14 protein-coding genes are annotated in these 17759 nt (G+C 55.3%); 5 read left to right on the forward strand and 9 right to left on the reverse strand.

The window, feature by feature from the left end; translation table 11 throughout:
• Positions 1 to 53: 53 nt before the first annotated feature.
• The 4 genes from ACETPC_RS05835 to gcvA form a co-directional block, all read right to left on the reverse strand.
• Positions 54 to 497, reverse strand: a complete 444-nt coding sequence (locus ACETPC_RS05835; protein ID WP_380179496.1) for a hypothetical protein — start codon at positions 495 to 497, stop codon at positions 54 to 56.
• 60 nt (positions 498 to 557) lie between these two features.
• Complete coding sequence (locus tag ACETPC_RS05840; RefSeq protein WP_380179498.1) at positions 558 to 1889, reverse strand: VOC family protein; 1332 nt, start codon at positions 1887 to 1889, stop codon at positions 558 to 560.
• Positions 1890 to 1915: 26 nt separating this feature from the next.
• On the reverse strand, positions 1916 to 3163 hold the full coding sequence (locus ACETPC_RS05845) for an aspartate aminotransferase family protein (protein WP_380179500.1): 1248 nt from the start codon (positions 3161 to 3163) through the stop codon (positions 1916 to 1918).
• Between the two features lie 105 nt (positions 3164 to 3268).
• Complete coding sequence (gcvA, locus tag ACETPC_RS05850; protein WP_380179501.1) at positions 3269 to 4165, reverse strand: transcriptional regulator GcvA; 897 nt, start codon at positions 4163 to 4165, stop codon at positions 3269 to 3271.
• A gap of 116 nt (positions 4166 to 4281) precedes the next feature.
• Between gcvA and ACETPC_RS05855 the strand changes: the two genes are divergently transcribed.
• Both ACETPC_RS05855 and ACETPC_RS05860 read left to right on the forward strand, forming a co-directional pair.
• Entirely contained in the window at positions 4282 to 5775 is a 1494-nt protein-coding gene (locus ACETPC_RS05855; RefSeq protein WP_380179503.1) for an aldehyde dehydrogenase family protein, read from the forward strand.
• A gap of 99 nt (positions 5776 to 5874) precedes the next feature.
• On the forward strand, positions 5875 to 7155 hold the full coding sequence (locus ACETPC_RS05860; RefSeq protein ID WP_380179504.1) for an NAD(P)/FAD-dependent oxidoreductase: 1281 nt from the start codon (positions 5875 to 5877) through the stop codon (positions 7153 to 7155).
• Between the two features lie 190 nt (positions 7156 to 7345).
• On the opposite strand, the gene ACETPC_RS05865 is transcribed toward ACETPC_RS05860, so the two are convergent.
• A complete protein-coding gene (locus ACETPC_RS05865; RefSeq protein ID WP_380179506.1) occupies positions 7346 to 8770 on the reverse strand; it encodes an amino acid permease in 1425 nt (474 codons plus the stop codon).
• 366 nt (positions 8771 to 9136) lie between these two features.
• Here ACETPC_RS05865 and ACETPC_RS05870 point away from each other — a divergent pair, with 366 nt between their 5' ends.
• Entirely contained in the window at positions 9137 to 10039 is a 903-nt protein-coding gene (locus tag ACETPC_RS05870) for a DMT family transporter (RefSeq protein WP_380179508.1), read from the forward strand.
• 115 nt (positions 10040 to 10154) lie between these two features.
• A complete protein-coding gene (gene flk, locus ACETPC_RS05875; protein ID WP_380179510.1) occupies positions 10155 to 11174 on the forward strand; it encodes a flagella biosynthesis regulator Flk in 1020 nt (339 codons plus the stop codon).
• A 2-nt stretch (positions 11175 to 11176) separates the two neighbouring features.
• On the opposite strand, the gene ACETPC_RS05880 is transcribed toward flk, so the two are convergent.
• Positions 11177 to 11623: a rhodanese-like domain-containing protein gene (locus ACETPC_RS05880; protein WP_380179512.1), complete on the reverse strand. Its 447-nt coding sequence runs from the start codon at positions 11621 to 11623 to the stop codon at positions 11177 to 11179.
• 90 nt (positions 11624 to 11713) lie between these two features.
• Here ACETPC_RS05880 and ACETPC_RS05885 point away from each other — a divergent pair, with 90 nt between their 5' ends.
• The gene (locus ACETPC_RS05885) at positions 11714 to 13144 is read left to right on the forward strand and encodes a PLP-dependent aminotransferase family protein (protein ID WP_380179514.1); all 1431 of its coding nucleotides are present in this window, start codon (positions 11714 to 11716) and stop codon (positions 13142 to 13144) included.
• Between the two features lie 4 nt (positions 13145 to 13148).
• Here the strand turns inward: ACETPC_RS05885 and ACETPC_RS05890 are convergent, their stop codons facing one another.
• From ACETPC_RS05890 to treB, 3 genes are read right to left on the reverse strand one after another with little or no spacing between them, the layout of a single operon-like run.
• Positions 13149 to 14426, reverse strand: a complete 1278-nt coding sequence (locus tag ACETPC_RS05890) for a maltoporin (RefSeq protein ID WP_380179516.1) — start codon at positions 14424 to 14426, stop codon at positions 13149 to 13151.
• 31 nt (positions 14427 to 14457) lie between these two features.
• On the reverse strand, positions 14458 to 16113 hold the full coding sequence (treC, locus tag ACETPC_RS05895) for an alpha,alpha-phosphotrehalase (protein WP_380179518.1): 1656 nt from the start codon (positions 16111 to 16113) through the stop codon (positions 14458 to 14460).
• Positions 16114 to 16137: 24 nt separating this feature from the next.
• Positions 16138 to 17550: a PTS trehalose transporter subunit IIBC gene (gene treB / locus ACETPC_RS05900; RefSeq protein WP_380179520.1), complete on the reverse strand. Its 1413-nt coding sequence runs from the start codon at positions 17548 to 17550 to the stop codon at positions 16138 to 16140.
• Positions 17551 to 17759: the final 209 nt, after the last annotated feature.

Genomic DNA, 17759 nt, shown 5'->3' on the forward strand with positions numbered 1-17759 from the left:
AAGCCGCCAGCCGTAGAGATCGACCGGCGTTAAAGGGTTAAGACCTCGTTGCTTTACTGGTTAATACGAATGATCAGCACGCGGCTTTTTTTACAGGCCTTATCCGCGCACACACCGCTAAACCAGAGCTGGCCGCTGTCGCCCACCATTACGCCCCGATCGCGCGCAAACAGATCTTCATATTTCTGTTCGAGAATGATTTTGCTCAGCTCAGGCGTAAACACGCTGTCATAGCCTTTTTTCAGCGCTGCCGGATTGCGGAAAGTTTTCTCTTTGCCTTTCAGGCCGACCTTCAGCGGATAAGAAGCCATTGCGGCGACTTTAGCCTTATCTTTTGCCGCCACGGCTTTTTGTAGATCGGTCAGAAAATCATGGTATTGCTGATGGGAGCCGAACAGGAAATCCAGTCGTTGATCGACTTCCTGTTGCGTAGCGGAATAAGCGGTGCCCACGCCGAGCAATAAAGTTAGCAGCAGCATAACCAGCCTGGTTTTCATTGTGATACTCCTTAAGCCTTTGCCTGTTCGGCTAACTTTAGGCCCGGGCAGCGGCATGAGTCAAAAAAAGCGCTCACTTTGCCGGGTAAATATGCCCGCCAGCGAGGCCTCCTCCAACTGCTGATAAAGCGAAAACTCGTCTATTACCTGACGGCCCAACGCCTCTTCGAACGCCGCTTTATTGGGATTGCCTTTGCTGACCGATCCTCTGTCGCTACCCAAATTCGACTGGAAGATCCCAGCCGCACTGACCGGCAGAAAGTCTTCGTAGATAATGGGGCTGGTCTCAATAATGCCCTCACTTATTAAACTTTGCAGCTCTTCGCGCGAAACCTTGTCCGGCAACACTTTGCCCGGCTTCAGGCGATAACGGAAATAGCCCAGTTTCTGCCGTCGCAGCTCTTCCTCATTATCCGGGAAAGCAGCGAAACTGTCGGCAGCCTTATGTGTAGCAGGCTGTTGCAGAAGCCTGTCGTAAAGTTCGCGTCCTGCAGGCGTCAGCGCCAGCCCGCGCTGTTCGATTTCGCCAAAGCGCGCGGTATGCCTGCCTTCGGCGCTGTCGGTAAAAATAATTTTTTCGCTCAGCGCTTTAAAACTGGTCTGGCGCAGCAAAACAGGAACCCGACGCGGTGGCGGCCCTTCTATGCTCTCTTTTGGCGCAATCCCTCTTTCCGGCATCATTTTTTGCACGGCGTCGATATCCAGCGTGCGTGGCGTAAGATGGTTAATATGCGGTCCTTTGAAAGAGACTACGTCGGCGATCAGCCGATGCTGGTCCAGCAGTGACTGGTAGGTTGCCATATCTACCTGCGCTTCACTGTGCCACTGAAAGGTTTTTAACGCCTCCGTGACGAATTCTTCTGCCTGTGCGGCGGTTAATCCCTGCTGGTGCTCGCTTATTTCAGTCAGCTCCAGCGCGCGTGGAGTAAAAATATTTCGCTTGTCCAGGATTTGCTGCACTTTCAGCTTCAGAGCAGTATCCACAATCAGATCCAGACGCAGCAGCGAGGTGAACACACGGAAAGGATTATATTGCAGCGACCGCTCATCAATTGGACGGAAAGCCGTGGCGTGTACCGGCACGCCCGCAGCAGAAAGATCATAATAGCTGACCGGATACATGCCCATCACCGCAAAAAGCCTGCGCATAGTCGCCAGTTCCTCCGCTTTGCCAAGGCGAATGGCACCGTGCCGTTCTACCACCAGCCGGTTTAGTTCCCGGCTATTGTCAGCATCCGCAAAAGTATCAGGATGCGCCTGAAGATAGCGGTCGTTAACCTCTTTAACAATATCAAGCAGCGTGCGGTACTGAGGCACTTCCTGCTGGTACATCTGCGACATTGCTTTGGAAAACCGGTCGCGGATTAGGTCGGGCGAAACAAGCTGGGTCATAGTCTGGCCTCACAAGAAATATGAAGTTAAGCGCGCAGGTTAAACAGCGCTTGTTCTATCAGCAAAAAACCTTCTTCGAGGATAGCGGGCGGCGTGGTGAGCGGCGGCAGAAGGCGTAAGATATTGCGATAACGGCCGCTGGGCATCAGCAATATGCCAGCCTCGCGGGCTGCGGCAAGCAACGTATCAAGATGCTCTGCGCCGGTGGCGTTAGCTGTATCTTTAAATACGATGCCTCGCATCGCGCCCGTTCCGGTGAGTTCGCCGATCATCGGCAGATCGCCATGCCAGCGCTGATGCGCTTTAACAATAGCGCTTTCCATCGCCTCACCCCACTCCGCCAGGCTGGTCGTAGTCATGGTTTCGATAACAGCAAGGCTGGCGGCGCAGGCTACTGCGTTACCCGAATAGGTGCCACCAAGCCCACCGCGTGGCAGCGCGTCTACGATCGCTTTTTTGCCCGCTATTGCCGCCAGCGGCAGGCCGTTAGCCATGCTTTTCCCCATCAGCAGCAGATCCGGCTCGATGCCCAGCGCTTCGAAAGCGAACTTTTTACCGGTGCGGCCAAAGCCTGACTGGATTTCATCCATAATTAGCACAATGCCGTTTTCATCGCACAGCCTGCGCAGCCAGACGGCGAACGCAGCATCAAGGCTACGGAAACCGCCCTCACCTTGTATCGGTTCAATAATGATGGCGGCGACGTCAGTAACCGCCACTTCTACTTCGAACAATCGCAGAACGGCCGCTTTGGCTTCTTCAGCAGTAACACCGGAATCTTTGCCGGGAAAAGGCGCGTGAAAGACCGTGCCGGGCAGCAGACCAATTTGGTTTTTATAGGGTTTGACCTTGCCGTTCAGCGCCAGCGCCGCCAGCGTGCGGCCATGAAAAGCGTCGTCAAAAGCGATGACGGCCTGGCGGCCCGTGCTGGCGCGGGCAATTTTCAGCGCGTTTTCCGTCGCCTCTGTACCGCTATTGGTGAGCATAAAAGTTTTTTCATAGCCCAGCGGAATAAAGTTATTCAGCGCACGGGTTAATTCGAGATATTTTTGGTGCGGCACGGCGTTAAAAGCCGAGTGTATTAATTTTTGCAATTGCTGCGTCGAACGCTCAACCACCAGTGGATGACAGTGTCCTAAATTTAAGACGCCAATGCCGCCAATAAAATCAAGAAAGCGCCGACCGGAGACATCCCAGACTTCGGCATTTTTGCCGCGCTCAATACAAACAGGATGAACTATGTTTATTGAACGGCTGATTAAGGAAAACTCCATTATTTATTCCTTTTGCGGAAAAGATAAGGGAGAGTTAAACAAAGCCATTGCGCGGCCTCAAACGAAAAAAAAGGCGTTATCCATTCCTTTTTTTCCGGTATCGGTTTAACAGGCCAGGCTTTTTTCCTTCATCCATGCCATAAAAGCGGCAACTTTCGGCGCTTCCTGCGCGTGTTCAGGCACGGCAATGTAGTAGGCGTTGTGGGTTTCTTTCATTGCATAGTTCCAGGGGATGACCAGCTTGCCTTCCGCCAGCTCTTCTTCCACAAACATGCGCGGCACCAGCGCCACGCCGCAGCCGATGCGGGCCGCCTGAATGGAAAGCATAAAAGTTTCAAAGCGCGGGCCGTGATAGCTGTGCTCGGTGTGCAAACCCTGCTGCTCGTACCAGTCATGCCAGGCTTCCGGCCGCGTGGTGCTTTGCAGCAGGATCAGCCGGGTCAGCTCCAGCGGCGAGGCAAGAGGCGAAGCGGGAAGGATGTCTGGCGAACAGACCGGCACGACGATTTCATCCAGCAGTTTGCTACAGCGGGCTTTGGGCCAGTTGCCCCGGCCATAATAAAAAGCTATGTCGATATTTTCTTTATCGAAATCGAAAAGATCGATACGGCTCGAAATATTCAGGTAAATGTTGGCATGTTTAAAGCGAAAACCGTTGAGGCGCGGCATCAGCCAGCGCACGCCAAAGGTGGGCAGCGTATTCACATTCAACACCTCGTTGCGGCTGCCGTAAGAAAGCATGTAGCGAGTCGACATTTCTACCTGGGTCAGTACCTTACGCGCTTCCGTAAGATAAACCGAGCCTTCCGGCGTAAGCTGTAGACGCTTGCGCACGCGCTGAAAAAGCACGGCAGACAGTATTAATTCGAGCTGGCCTACCTGTTTACTGACTGCGCTCTGGGTAATATTTAGTTCCTCTGCCGCTTTGGTAAAACTTAAATGCCTGGCGGCGGCTTCAAAACACTGCATGGATATCAATGAGGGCATGTATCGACGATTCATATGACTTCACAACTTCCCGGAATGAATTGAATAAAAAATGTCGTTTGTTTCCGCTAACGGCTGCCGTCAATACTGAATTACACGATATTTTTGTCAATAAGATAACAGGTGATGGCATGATTAAAGAGCTGATGCAGCAAATGGGCGTAGCGGAAAAAGATTATCTTGCAGGCGATTATCCGGTGGCCTCGCCAATTGATGGCAGCGTTATTGGCCGGATTAATTTACAGACGCCGGAAGAGGTTACGCGCCGTATTGAGCTTGCTCATTGTGCTTTCGAAGCATGGCGGAAAATTCCGGCACCGCGTCGTGGTGAGCTGGTGCGGCTATTTGGCGAGCAGCTACGCCAGCATAAAGAAGAGCTGGGCGCATTAATCACCTGGGAGTGCGGTAAAATTCTGCAGGAAGGGTTGGGCGAAGTGCAGGAGATGATCGATATTTGCGATCTGGCGGTCGGCCAGTCTCGCCAGCTGTATGGTCTGACTATCGCCTCTGAGCGTCCAGGACACCATATGCGCGAAACCTGGCATCCGCTGGGCGTGGTTGGCATTATTACTGCCTTTAATTTCCCGGTAGCGCCCTGGGCATGGAACGCGGCGCTGGCGCTGGTCTGCGGCAACAGCCTGCTGTGGAAACCCTCAGAAAAAACGCCGCTGTGTGCGCTGGCAACCCAGGCGCTGCTGGATAAAGCCATTCAGCAGTTCGGCGACGAAGCACCGGAAGGATTAAGCCAGGTCATCCTGGGCGAACGTGAAGCCGGAGAAGTGCTTACCGGCGATGCTCGCGTTCCGCTGATTAGTGCCACTGGCAGTACCCGGATGGGACTTGAAATCGGGCCGAAGGTCGCCTCGCGTTTTGGCCGCTCTATCCTGGAGCTTGGTGGCAACAACGCAATGATTGTTACGCCTGCCGCCGATGTAGATATGGCTTTACGCGCGATTCTTTTCTCTGCCGTAGGTACCGCTGGCCAGCGTTGTACTTCACTGCGTCGTCTGATCGTGCATCGTTCGGTTAAAGAGGATTTGGTACAACGCCTGAAACAGGCCTACAGCAATATCAGCATCGGCAATCCGCTAAATGGATCGCTGGTCGGGCCGCTGATTGATAAAGAGGCCTGCCAGGCTATGCAGTCCGTGCTGGCGCAGGCAAAAAGCCAGGGCGCAAAAGTATTTGGCGGTGAGCGAGTGCTGGAAAATAAATATGCCCAGGGCTATTACCTGTCGCCTGCGATCGTCGAGCTGGAAAGCCAGACGGATTTTGTCCGTAAAGAGACCTTCGCGCCAATACTCTACGTACTGGCCTACGATACGCTGGATGAAGCCATCGCCTTAAATAATGATGTGCCGCAGGGGCTTTCCTCTTCTATTTTCACCACGGATATTCGTGAAGCTGAAACCTTTATTTCTGCGACCGGCAGTGATTGCGGTATCGCGAACGTCAATATTGGCCCAAGCGGCGCGGAAATCGGCGGAGCCTTTGGCGGTGAAAAAGAGACCGGTGGCGGCCGGGAATCGGGTTCGGACGTCTGGAAAAGCTATATGCGCCGCCAAACGAATACCGTCAACTATTCCCGTGAATTACCGCTGGCTCAGGGGATTAAATTCAATTAGTTTTATTGCTGCCGCCGGACTTTCCGGCGGCCTGTTTATCTTTCCCCGGCGGCAAAATTAAAATTTTTCAATCAACGCGGTTAATTGTCCGGAGTCCGTATGGAGCAGAAATGTTTGTGGGAAAATACCTCGTCTGAACCCCCTCTTTCCTTTCCCCGCCTACAGTCGTCAGTTGAGAGCGACGTGGTCATTATCGGCGGAGGCATTACCGGTTTGTCTACCGCTCTGCATCTGGCTGAAAATAATATTTCGGCCACGGTGCTGGAGTCTGGCTATATCGCCAGTGGCGGTTCGGGCCGCAATGTCGGCCTGGTTAACGCCGGTGCCTGGATCCCACCCAACGATATTCTGAAGATATTGGGCAACGACAACGGCGAGCGAGTCACGCGCATGATGGGTGAAGCGCCCGCGCTGGTATTTTCGCTGATAGATAAATATGGCATTGCCTGCGACGCCACGCGTAGCGGTACGCTGCATCTGGCACACAACGAAAACGGTATCAAAGATTTGCAGCGCCGCTATGAACAGTTAGCCAGCCGTGGCGCGCCCGTAGAGCTGCTTAACCGTCAGCAAGCACAGCAGTTGGTCGGCAGCGAAAATGTTCCGGCGGCCCTACTGGATAAACGCGCTGGTACGCTCAACCCAACAGCCTATACACGCGGCCTGGCACGTGCTGCGAAACAGAACGGCGCGGCTATTTATGAGCAGAGCGCGGTAAAAGGCGTCAGCCGCAGCGGCACACAGTGGACGATAACGACCGAGGAAGGCTCAGTAAAAGCGTCGCGCGTGGTGCTGGCAACCAACGCCTATACCGAAGAAGACTGGTCTACGGTGAAACAAAACTTCTTTAAGGCCTGGTATTTTCAGGTAGCTTCTTCGCCGCTGGAAAGCGCCGAGGCGCAGACTATTTTCCCGCACCGCCAGGGCTCCTGGGATACTAAAACGGTGCTGAGCAGCATCCGCCGGGATGCACAAAACCGGCTGCTATTTGGCAGCATGGGATCGGCGCAGGGCAAACCTGCAGCATGGATCCGCGGCTGGGTGAATAGTCAGCTAAGGTTCTATTTCCCTTTTTTACGTAAGGTACAGTGGGAATGTTTCTGGACCGGCACTATCGGCTTTACGCCAAACCATACCTTCCGCATTTTTGAGCCGCAGCCCGGCATGCTGGCAGTAACGGGTTACAACGGGCGCGGCGTTACGACAGGAACGGCGACAGGCAAAGGCTTTGCGCACTACCTTGCCACCGGCGAGCAGTCGCTGCTGCCTTTACCCATGCAGCAATATAAGCCCGTCTCTTACTCTTCCCTGCGCTCCAGCGCTTTTGAAAACGGCTTTACGCTTTATCACACCGGCCAGGCGCTGCGTATTTTCGCCTAGCCCAGAGCTAAAAAAGCCATTCGTGAGAATGGCTTGAGGTTGATGACAAACCCCAGGTCGCGTTTGAATCAGTGACAAAGCAGCAGAGTTACTGTAAAAAACAAATGTTTACTCACGCTTTTTTAGCTTTGTCAGCAGTCTAAAAAAGCCATTCGTGAGAATGGCTTTTTGCGTTATTCGTTGGTAAACCTTAGCGCGTGGTTGGCATAGTTCCGCGCTGCGGCTGCATCTTGCTGCGGCTGGCCTGCTGCGCCGTGCGTTTACGCGTAACGTAAAAGCTTAACATCAGCATAATCACAGCCACAGCACCGGTCATCAGCGTCTCATAACGGTAGTCAGGCGAGATAAACATATAGCCCAACACCAGCAGAATGATGCCGATGGTAAACAGCGTCAGCCACGGAAACAACCACATCTTAAACGCTGGCGTCTGGCCACTCTGCTCCAGCCTGCGGCGCATAATCAGTTGGGAAACGGCAATCGTCAGGTAGACCAGCAGCGCGATAGCACCGGTAGTGGAGAGCAGAAAATCGAATACCTTGCCGGGAAAAGCATAATTCGCGAGGCAGCCTGCAAAACCAGCCAGCGTCGAGCAGAGCACGGCCACGCGCGGCACGCCGCCTGCGGAAACGCGAATGCCTGCTTTCGGCGCATCACCGCGCTGCGCCAGCGAGTAAAACATGCGCGAGGCAGTGTAGAGACCAGAGTTCATACAGCTACACACCGCTATAAACACTACAGTACTAACCAGAATGTCAGCGCCTGGCAAGTTCAGCACGTTCAGCGCGTATTGAAAGCTTCCCTGTTCTTTCAGTTGTGGATCGTTCCAGCCCACCAGCGAGACCACCAGAAAGATCGACAGCAGATAGAATAAGGCAATACGGTAAACCACCAGGTTAGTTGAGCGGCGGATCTGCTGGCCTGGATTTTTCGACTCGGCGGCGGCGATAGTGACAATTTCTGCGCCAAAGAAAGAGAAGATAGTGATCAGTACACCCGAGAGAACGGCGCCGCTGCCGTGCGGCATAAAGCCACCATGATCCCACAGGCGCGAGATGCCGCTAATGCGTGCCAGCGGCCAGTAGCCTGCCACCGCCACCATACCGACGACGATAAAAGCGATAATGGCGACCACTTTAATAATGGAAAACCAGAATTCAAATTCGCCGAAGTTTTTTACGTTGAAGAGATTAGTGATGGTTAGCAGAGTCATGATGGAGAGCGTATAGGCCCAGGCGGGCACGGCGGGTAGCGCGGCGTGAAGGATATTGGCACCCGCTATCGCCTCTACCGGGATAATCAATACCCAGAACCACCAGTAGAGCCAGCCGATGGTGAAGCCAGCCCAGGGGCCAAGCGCCCGCGAGGCGTAGGTGGAAAACGAACCGGAATCGGGCTGCATTACCGCCATTTCGCCCAGCATCCTCATAACCAGCAGAACCAGAAAGCCCGTCAGGGCATAAGAGATTAGTATCGCCGGGCCGGCAGTCGCAATAGCGCTGGCGGAACCGATAAACAGACCGGCGCCGATAATGCCGGCGATAGAGATCATCGTAACCTGGCGGCTGGATAATCCGTCGCCGAGCGAAGCGTGCAGTTCAGGTGAGTGGCTCATAGTTTTTCCTGCATAAGAGGTGGGGACGTTAGCGCTTTTCTCCTGTGCAAATTCCCTTTTTCAGTTTGTCGTCACCAAACTGTCATTTCCTGAATTAATTCTGTACTTTGCAGAAAAAGGAGTAAAAGCCTTCGGGGCGTTCTGCCATAGTTTTTTCTTATCTTCATGATATACAGAGGTAATTTCCTGTAGCTTCCGCATTGAGTATCTGTATGCAACAAAAAATACACAAACGACAATTGGGAATGATTTAGCAACTTTTACGCATCGTACGGCGCGAAAAAGCATTCGCGGCAAGAAAGGCTGTTTATTTGCAGCAGCAGGCGGGTACACTCTGCGGGTTCTATTACTGTTTCAGGCATAACAATGAATTTTCTCTATCCCTTGATGGCGGTGCTGATCTGGTCGTTCAACGCTATCGTCAGCAAAGTCTCCGCTGGTGTAATCGAGCCCGCCGCTATTTCTTTTTACCGCTGGCTGATAGCGCTGGTGGCGCTGACGCCTTTTGTGCTGCCGGTGGTCTGGCTCAATCGCGTCCTGGTCAGGCAGCTGTGGTGGAAGCTGATGACGCTGGGCCTGCTTGGCATGGTGCTGTACCAGAGCCTGGCCTATTACGCAGCGCATAGCGTCAGCGCGCTTTCGATGGGGATTCTGGTTTCGCTGATTCCGCTGTTGACGGTGCTGATTAGCATTCCGCTACTTAAAGCAGCGCCAACGCTGGGCATTCTTATCGGCAGCGTACTTTCGTTTGGCGGGCTGGTGTGGCTGATTAGCCAGGGAAGTCCTGAACGGCTGCTGACGCAGGGCATGGGGATGGGCGAGCTGATGATGTTTGCCGCCGCTACTTCTTATGCGCTGTACGGCGTACTGACCCGCCGCTGGGCTATCCCGCTGCCAAACTGGCAGAGCCTTTACGTGCAGATTGTGTTTGGCGTGCTGTTCCTGCTCCCGGGCTTTTTGCTGGCGCCAGATGTGGCGCTAAACGGGCAGAATCTGCCGCTGGTGCTGTTCGCCGCTATTCCGGCCTCGATTATTGCGCCTTTTTTGTGGATCCAGGGCGTAATGCGTATGGGCGCCAGCACCGCGTCGATCTTTATGAATTTGACGCCGGTTTTCACCGCTATTATCGCCGTGCTTTTTCTGCATGAGCAGCTGCACAGCTACCACTTTATCGGCGGCGGCGTCACTTTATGCGGCGTAATCCTGGCGCAGCGGCTGCGTACACCGCTGCGGTTCCGCAAAACTGCGCGTACCGCCACGGATTCCTGAAAAATAATCCGCCGCGCGGCGCGGCGCTACTACCTATCAGGTAACGGGATTGTTATCATAGCCAATCCCCTTTTTTCCGGCGCTTTCCGGACAGTGTTGAGTTAAGGATTTTGCCATGCAACCTCTTAATGGCCCCGGCGCGCCATTACCCGGCGAACGAGCGAGCGCCGCTGATACCGGCCGTACCGGCGCGGGCGATCAGCCGCTGACGCCCGCTCAGCGCACCACGCTGGAAAGGCTGATTGTCAGAATCATGTCGCTCAGTACGCTGAAGTCTCCCGAACTCTGGGCGGGTCTGCGCCATGAAGTCGGCGTAAAGAACGATGCCGGGCTACTGGCGCGTCATTTTCCGGCGGCAGAGCAGTTCCTGAATACGCGGCTGGCGCAGGTACAGAATACGCACGCGACGCGCCAGCTGTTTCAGCAGCTCAGCGATCTGTTGCCCCAGGGCAACAATCGCCAGGCGGTCAGCGATTTTATTCGCCAGCAGTTTGGCCATACCGTGCTTAGCTCGCTGAATCCGGATCAGCTGCGCCAGGTACTGACGATGCTGCAAAACGGCCAGATGGCGATCCCGCAGCCGCAGCAGAATCGCGTAACCGACCGCTCGTTGCTGCCAGCGGAGCATCACGCGCTGAATCAGCAGGTGGCGCGCCTGGCTGCGGCTACCGGCGAGCAGCCGGTTAAACTGTGGAGTTCGGTGCTGAAGGTGGTGAACCTGCACAGCGGCGATCCTATCCCTTCGCGCCTGTTCCCGCTGCTGACCCAGTATTTGCAAGTCAGCCAGACGCTAAGCCAGCAGCCAGCGCCGACGCTGCATTCGCTGCTTTCCTCGCTGAAGGTGCCTTCCGATCACGTGGAGCAGCGCATGCTGGAAGAGGCAAGCCAGCAGCGTTTCCAGCTGCCGCCGCAGGCGATCCTGACCGCCGCGCAGGCGCAGGATTTAATGAATTTGCTGTTCGCCCGTCGGGCGGAGCGGTTAAAAGAGCTGCCATTGGCCGATAGCGAAATCCATCCGCAGCCGATTGTCTCCGGCTATGTTCCGCTGGCGCTCAGGCCGCTAACCACCCGTCCGGCCGTGACGGCTTTTGCCGCGCTGCTGCTGTTTATTTTCCTGCTGTGGGTTTTTCTCTGAGTTCAGCAGCCACATTCCTGTAAGCTCTGCTGCGGCCAGCCGCCCGCTTCTTCTCCCTGCGCGATCGGATGGCGGTCGCGCAGCCAGAAATCCAGCCCGCCAATCAGTTCTTTGACCCGCAGCCCCGCCGAAGCCAGCTTCCACGCGCCTTTGGTGGAACCGTTGCAGCCTATACCGTCGCAGTAGGTAATATAAACTTTACTTTTATCCAGCGCCGCCAGCGTCTTTGCGTTCATGGTGCGATGGGGAAAACTTATCGCGCCGGGAATATGCGCTTCACGATATTGCTCCGCTGAGCGAGTGTCGATCACCATAATTTCGCCAACGCCATTGGCGAGATCCTGCGCCAGATCCCAGGCATCACTGTAGCAGGCAAGCTTTGCGCTCAGCCAGGCCTCGCTTTGCATGGGGTTAGGCGGCGGAAACTGTAAAACGGCGGAAATGGTCATAGCGAGAACTCCTTTGTTTATTATCGGCCTGATGATAGGGTGAAACGGCCTTAAAAATAATACCCATTTCAGCCGGATAATAAGACCACTATGCCGTTAACCAGCGTGCCGCTGATCCAGATTTTCGCCTCGCAGCAGGCGCGGACGCGGCGGGAGAAGCTTTGCGCTACGCTACGCCAGCTCATTACTGAAGGCTCGCTACGCCAGGGCGAGCGTCTGCCCTCTTCGCGGCTGCTCGCTGCCGATTTAGCGCTTTCCAGAGTGACCGTAGAAGCAGCCTACGCGCAGCTGGAAAGCGAAGGCTGCCTGCTGCGCCAGAGCGGTAAAGGCACTTTTGTCGCTGCCGGGCTGGCGATAGCGCAACCGGTAAAAAAAGCGTTGCCGCAAGCCACGCCACAGCTCTCTTCGCGCGCAAACCAGATTGTCGCTACCGGCGGCTGTAACGATCCGCTGTTTCCCCAGGCCTTCGCCGCAGGTTCGCCGGACCTGCGTGCTTTCCCCCAGGATATCTGGCGACGGCTGGTTGCGCAGCGTTTACGCCACGCGCCAGAAAAAGTCATGGGTTATGGCGCGCCGCAGGGGCTGGCAGAATTACGCGAAGCGGTGGCACGCTATTTGGGGCAGTCGCGCGGCGTACGCTGCGATGCCGGGCAGGTGGTCATCCTTACCAGTTCTCAACAGGCATTGCAGATGCTGGCAATGCTGCTGTGCGATCCGGGCGACAGCGTATGGCTGGAGGAGCCAGGCTACAGCGGCGCTCACCATGCTTTTGTCAGTGCGGGCGCCATACCCGCGGCGCTGGAACTGGACGACTGCGGCGCAATAGTGCCTGACCGGCCCGCAGCAAAGCTGGTCTATCTTACGCCTTCCCACCAGTATCCTACCGGCGTGCCGATGAGCCTGGCTCGCCGTCTGGCATGGCTGGAGTTTGCCCGCACGCACGATAGCTGGCTGATTGAAGATGATTACGACAGCGAATTTTATTACGGCGTGCAGCCCGCACCCGCGCTACAAGGTTTAGATAAGGCCGGACGCGTGCTCTACCTTGGCACCTTTTCTAAAACGTTGTTTCCTTCTCTCCGGCTGGCATATCTGGTGGTGCCGCCCGCGCTGGTGGAGCCGCTGTGCCGTTTGCGCAGCGTGATGGACGGGCACAGCGCGCAGCTGATGCAGGCAGTAACAGCGGATTTTATCGATCGCGGACATTTTCAGGCTCATTTACGGCTAATGCGTAAATTATACGGCAGCCGCCGCGAGCTACTGCTGACGGAACTTTCGGCCCGGCTTGGCGACAGGCTGGAACCGCTGAGTCAGCAGCACGGCCTCCAGCTAACGGCGCGGCTGCCGGATGGCGGCGAAGAAAGGCTAACGCAGCGGGCTTTACAGGCGGGGTTAATTCTGCCGCGGCTGTCGCCTCTTTATCAGGGAACAGCGCGGCAGGAAGGCTGGCTGCTGGGCTTTTCTGCCCTGGAGCCAGCGGAGATTGTCAGCGCGGTCGCCAGGCTGGCGCGGCTGTTTTAGCGTCTTACCACCAGATTTCCATCTGGCCGCCGAAGGTGACTTCACTGTCGCTGCCGCGGCTAAAAGTGTGCAGGCTGGTATCGCTATAGGCCGTTCCCGCCGTATCGTAGCCCCACTTTTCATTCCACTTAGCCCAGGAGGCGAACAGCCGCAGCGCCGGACGCGCCCAGATGCCCTCGCCCGCCTGCCACTGCTGAGCCAGAGTGATTTTATACTGGCTGTTGCGCTCACCGGTGCGCTGTGACTTAACGTTGTCGTAACCGGCCTCCAGCCAGCTACTCATAATCGGCGTCCATTTGTACATTGGGCGCACGCCAGCGGTATACCACTGCGTACCATTTTTATTATCGCGGTCGATGTTCTGATACATAGCTACGTACATCATTCCCCAGCGATCGTTGAAATCAATTGCACCGTGATCCAGCACGCGGAAAAGTTGGCCATTATTATTAACCGACGCGCCCTCGTTGCGGCCGTTGCCCAGCGAGGTCATTGAATCCGTCGCGTACTGCACCACGAATTTATTATTGCCGCCTGGCAGCTCTTGCGTATGACTGGCAGTCACCATCCAGCCCGCGCGGCTGGCATTCTCTGCCAGTCGGTAACCTTCCTGCACATTAGCACGGCCGTAATCCACGCCCAGCTCCAGGCTGCCGCCCGGGTTAGTCTGCAAACCCGCCAGGCGCACGTCAAAGACATCGTTGATGGTCGGACGTTCCTCGCGGCTGGTATCCAGATAACCCTGGGTTCCGCCCGCCTCGCTGTTGCGAGTCACGGCAAGAGAGGCTTTGCCGAAGCCCAGATCGATATTTTCCAGCCCGGCGCCCGGCCCGGAAATATCCCAGTAGTAGAAGTCGATCATATGCACATCGTGCCGCTGGTAGAAGCGCTTACCGGCCCAGAGTGTTGAACCCGGCAGCGCATCGATCAGATTGACGCCGGTGATATTAACTTCGCGAAAGCCCGGCGACACCGCTTCGAAATCTGAACGCTGTGAAACGGCATAGGCCAGCGTGGTATCAAAGTAGAAACTTTTATCGCCCTCTTTCCAGGCCTCGTGACCCAGCTTCAGCTCCGCGTAGGTTTCACACTCATTGCCCAGGCGATATTTGCTCTGCGCGCCCGTGGCCTGAAAACACTGCTGCTCACCGCCGCTACCGGTCCAGCCGATCCCCGAGCGGGCATAGCCATGGAAATCGACCGCCATGGCCGGAGTGGAAAACGCAGCGGCTACCGCAGCGGCAACGACTATTTTGTTCAGAGGTTTGCTGTTGTTTTTCATGTAATTATTCCCTTTATAAAAATTGTTAACGCTATTCCTTCAGCCACCATACGGCCTCAAAGGGTCGTAGTTGATGGGGATGGGGCTGTGCTGGCGCATCGGCATAGTTGCCGATCAGGCAGTGCCAGCCTTCCTGCGCCGGTACGCCCTGCCAAAGCAACGGTTCACGGCCCAGATTGGCGACCACTAAAAGCCGCTGACCCTGCCAGCGCCGTAGGTAGATCCACAGCTGCGGATGCTGCGGATCGAGATCTTCATAATCGCCGAATGTCAGCAGCGGATGCTTTTTGCGCAGCGCGATAAGGCGCTGATAGGTGTAAAAAACGGAATCGGGATCGGCCAGCGCCCGATCGACGTTGATGGCAGGATAATTTTCCGCACAGCTCAGCCAGGGCTCGCCTGAGGTGAAGCCCGCATTGGCTGCCGCGCTCCACTGCATCGGCGTACGGCTGTTATCGCGGGATTTGCTGGCGAGGATAGCGAGCAGCTCGGCTTCGCTTTTGCCTGCGGCCCGCAGCTCCTCAAACATGTTCAGGCTTTCGACGTCGCGGTATTGCTCAATGCGGCTGAACCCCGGATTGGTCATGCCAATCTCTTCGCCCTGGTAGATATAAGGCGTGCCCTGCATACCGTGCAGCACCATCGCCAGCATTTTCGCCGCGGGCACACGTAGCGCTCCCTCGTCGCCGAAGCGGGAAACAATGCGCGGCTGATCGTGGTTGCACCAGAACAGCGCGTTCCAGGCATGGTTATGCATGCCGCGCTGCCAGTGGCTGAAAATGCGCTTCAGCTCAACGAAATCCGGCGCGGCCAGCGTCCATTTTTCCCCGCCGGGATAGTCGACCTTCAGGTGATGGAAGTTAAAAGTCATGGAGAGTTCGCTGCCGTCGCAGGCCGCATACTGCCGACAATTTTCCAGCGTGGTAGAGGACATTTCGCCCACGGTCATCAGCCTGAGCGGCTGAAACACTTCCCGGCTCATTTCCCGCATATAGTCATGGATCAGCGGGCCATCGGTGTAGAAGCGTCGGCCATCGCCCTGCTCATCGTCCGGCAGATCGGGATGCCGGGAAACCAGGTTAATGACATCCAGACGCAGGCCGTCTACGCCTTTTTCTGCCCAGAAGCGGCAAACCTGCTTCAGCGCCTCGCGCACCGGCGGATATTCCCAGTTGAGATCGGCCTGCTCTACGGCGAACAGATGCAGATAGTATTGCCCGCTGGCCTGATGCCACTGCCAGGCCGGGCCACCGAACTTAGAGCGCCAGTTGTTCGGCGGGCTGCCCTCTTTGCCATCATGCCAGATATAAAACTGCCGGTATGGACTATCGGGATTTTGCGCCGCCTGAAACCAGGCATGCTCGGTAGAGGTATGGTTAAACACCATATCCATAACAATACGGATACCGCGCCGGTGCGCCTCGGCGACCAGATGTTCAAAATCCTCCATGGTGCCGTAGGCAGGATCGATGGCGTAGTAGTCGGCCACGTCATAGCCGTTATCGACCTGCGGCGAAGCATAAATCGGCGTCAGCCAGAGCGCATCCACGCCAAGTTTTTGCAGGTAGTCCAGCCGCGAGATAATGCCTTTAAGGTCGCCGCTGCCGCTGCCGCTGCTGTCCTGAAAGCTTTTAGGGTAAATTTGATAGATAACACCATGTTGCCACCAGGCAAGCTCGTTACTCATAACGCTAATCCCTTATAAAATTGATTAAACAGGCAGCTCGCCGCGCCTGGCTTTGTAGCGGTAAACCAGCAGAGTCAGCAGCAGCGGCACCAGCATCGCCACCAGCATTGCCGCCAGGAAAATCAACCAGAACTGCGGCTGAATGGATAAAATGCCCGGCAGGCCGCCGACGCCGATACTGTTGGCCAGCACGCCGGTCAGGCCGCACAGCAGGCCAGCCAGCGCGGAACCGCTCATGGCGCACAGCATGGGGAAGCGATACTTCAGGTTGATGCCGTACATTGCGGGTTCGGTGACGCCTAAATAGGCGGAGATTGCAGCGGGCACGGAGATTTCACGCTCGTTAAGCTTGCGGCTAATAATAATGATGCCGGTCACCGCAGAAGCCTGAGCGATATTGGAAAGCGCAATCAGCGGCCAGAGCGGCGTGCTGCCCATGCTGTTGATCATCTGCAAATCGATTGCCAGCGTGGTCTGATGGATGCCGGTGACCACCAGCGGAGCATAAAGAAAGCCGAACAGCGCGGCGCCTATCGGGGCAAAGCTGCCGGTCATCATGGCTTTAACGACCCAGGCAACGCCGTCACCGATTAGCCTGCCGAAAGGCCCGATAAGCGCATGCGCCAGGAAAACGCTCAGCAAAATGGTCGTTACCGGCACCACCACCAGCCAGAGATAATCCGGTACCCATTTTTTCAGACGCAGTTCAATCCAGGCCAGCGCCATACCGGCCAGTACTGAAGGAATAACCTGCGCCTGATAGCCGACTTTTTCTATGGCGAACCAGCCGAAGTTCCAGACTTCCGGCAGCTGCTGTCCCAACAGATAGGAGTTCATCAGCTGCGGAGAAACCAGGGTAACGCCCAGCACTATGCCTAATACCGGCGTGCCGCCCATTTTATTTACCGTTGACCAGCAGACAGCTACCGGCAAAAACATAAATATCGCCTCGCCGGTCAGCCAAAGAAAATCGTAAAGAGTTTGTAAGGCTGCATACTGCTGCGCCAGCGTTTTTCCATCAGAAAAAGGCACGTCGCCGATAATATTGCGAAAGCCCAGAATTAAACCGCCGCAAATTAAAGCGGGCAGCAGCGGGAAGAATATTTCCGCCAGGTGAGAAAAGGCCTTTTCCGACCATTTCATATTTTGCCGCGCCGCGACTTTAACCTGTTCCTTGTCTGTTTCGCTCATCCCCGTTGCGGCCATAAGCGCCTGGTAATAGTTGCTGACTTCCGTACCGATAACTACCTGAAACTGACCAGCGTTGGTAAAACAGCCTTTAACCATAGGCAGGTTTTCAATCATCCCGGGCTGAGCCAGCGCGGCATCATTAAGCACGAAACGTAATCGGGTAATACAATGACTGACGGCGGCAATATTAGCGCGCCCGCCCACCAGCTCGATCAGGCGGTCGATATTTTGCTTTATCTTTTCCACGGGTAATCCCTTTTGTTAAAAATAAAAACAAACACCCAAATATGTAATATTAAATATTTGAAGGTGTATTTTTTTGACATCCGTTATTTTAAAATAAATATTTAATTAACACTCAAACAACAAATAAGATCATTTAACTCATAATGAACAAACCCAGAGACGCAGTGATATTTTCACAACCCGAGTGTAGCGGTAATTAATTTCCGCAA

Source organism: Pantoea sp. sgz302252, assembly GCF_042610525.1.
Taxonomy (GTDB): Bacteria; Pseudomonadota; Gammaproteobacteria; order Enterobacterales; family Enterobacteriaceae; genus Erwinia.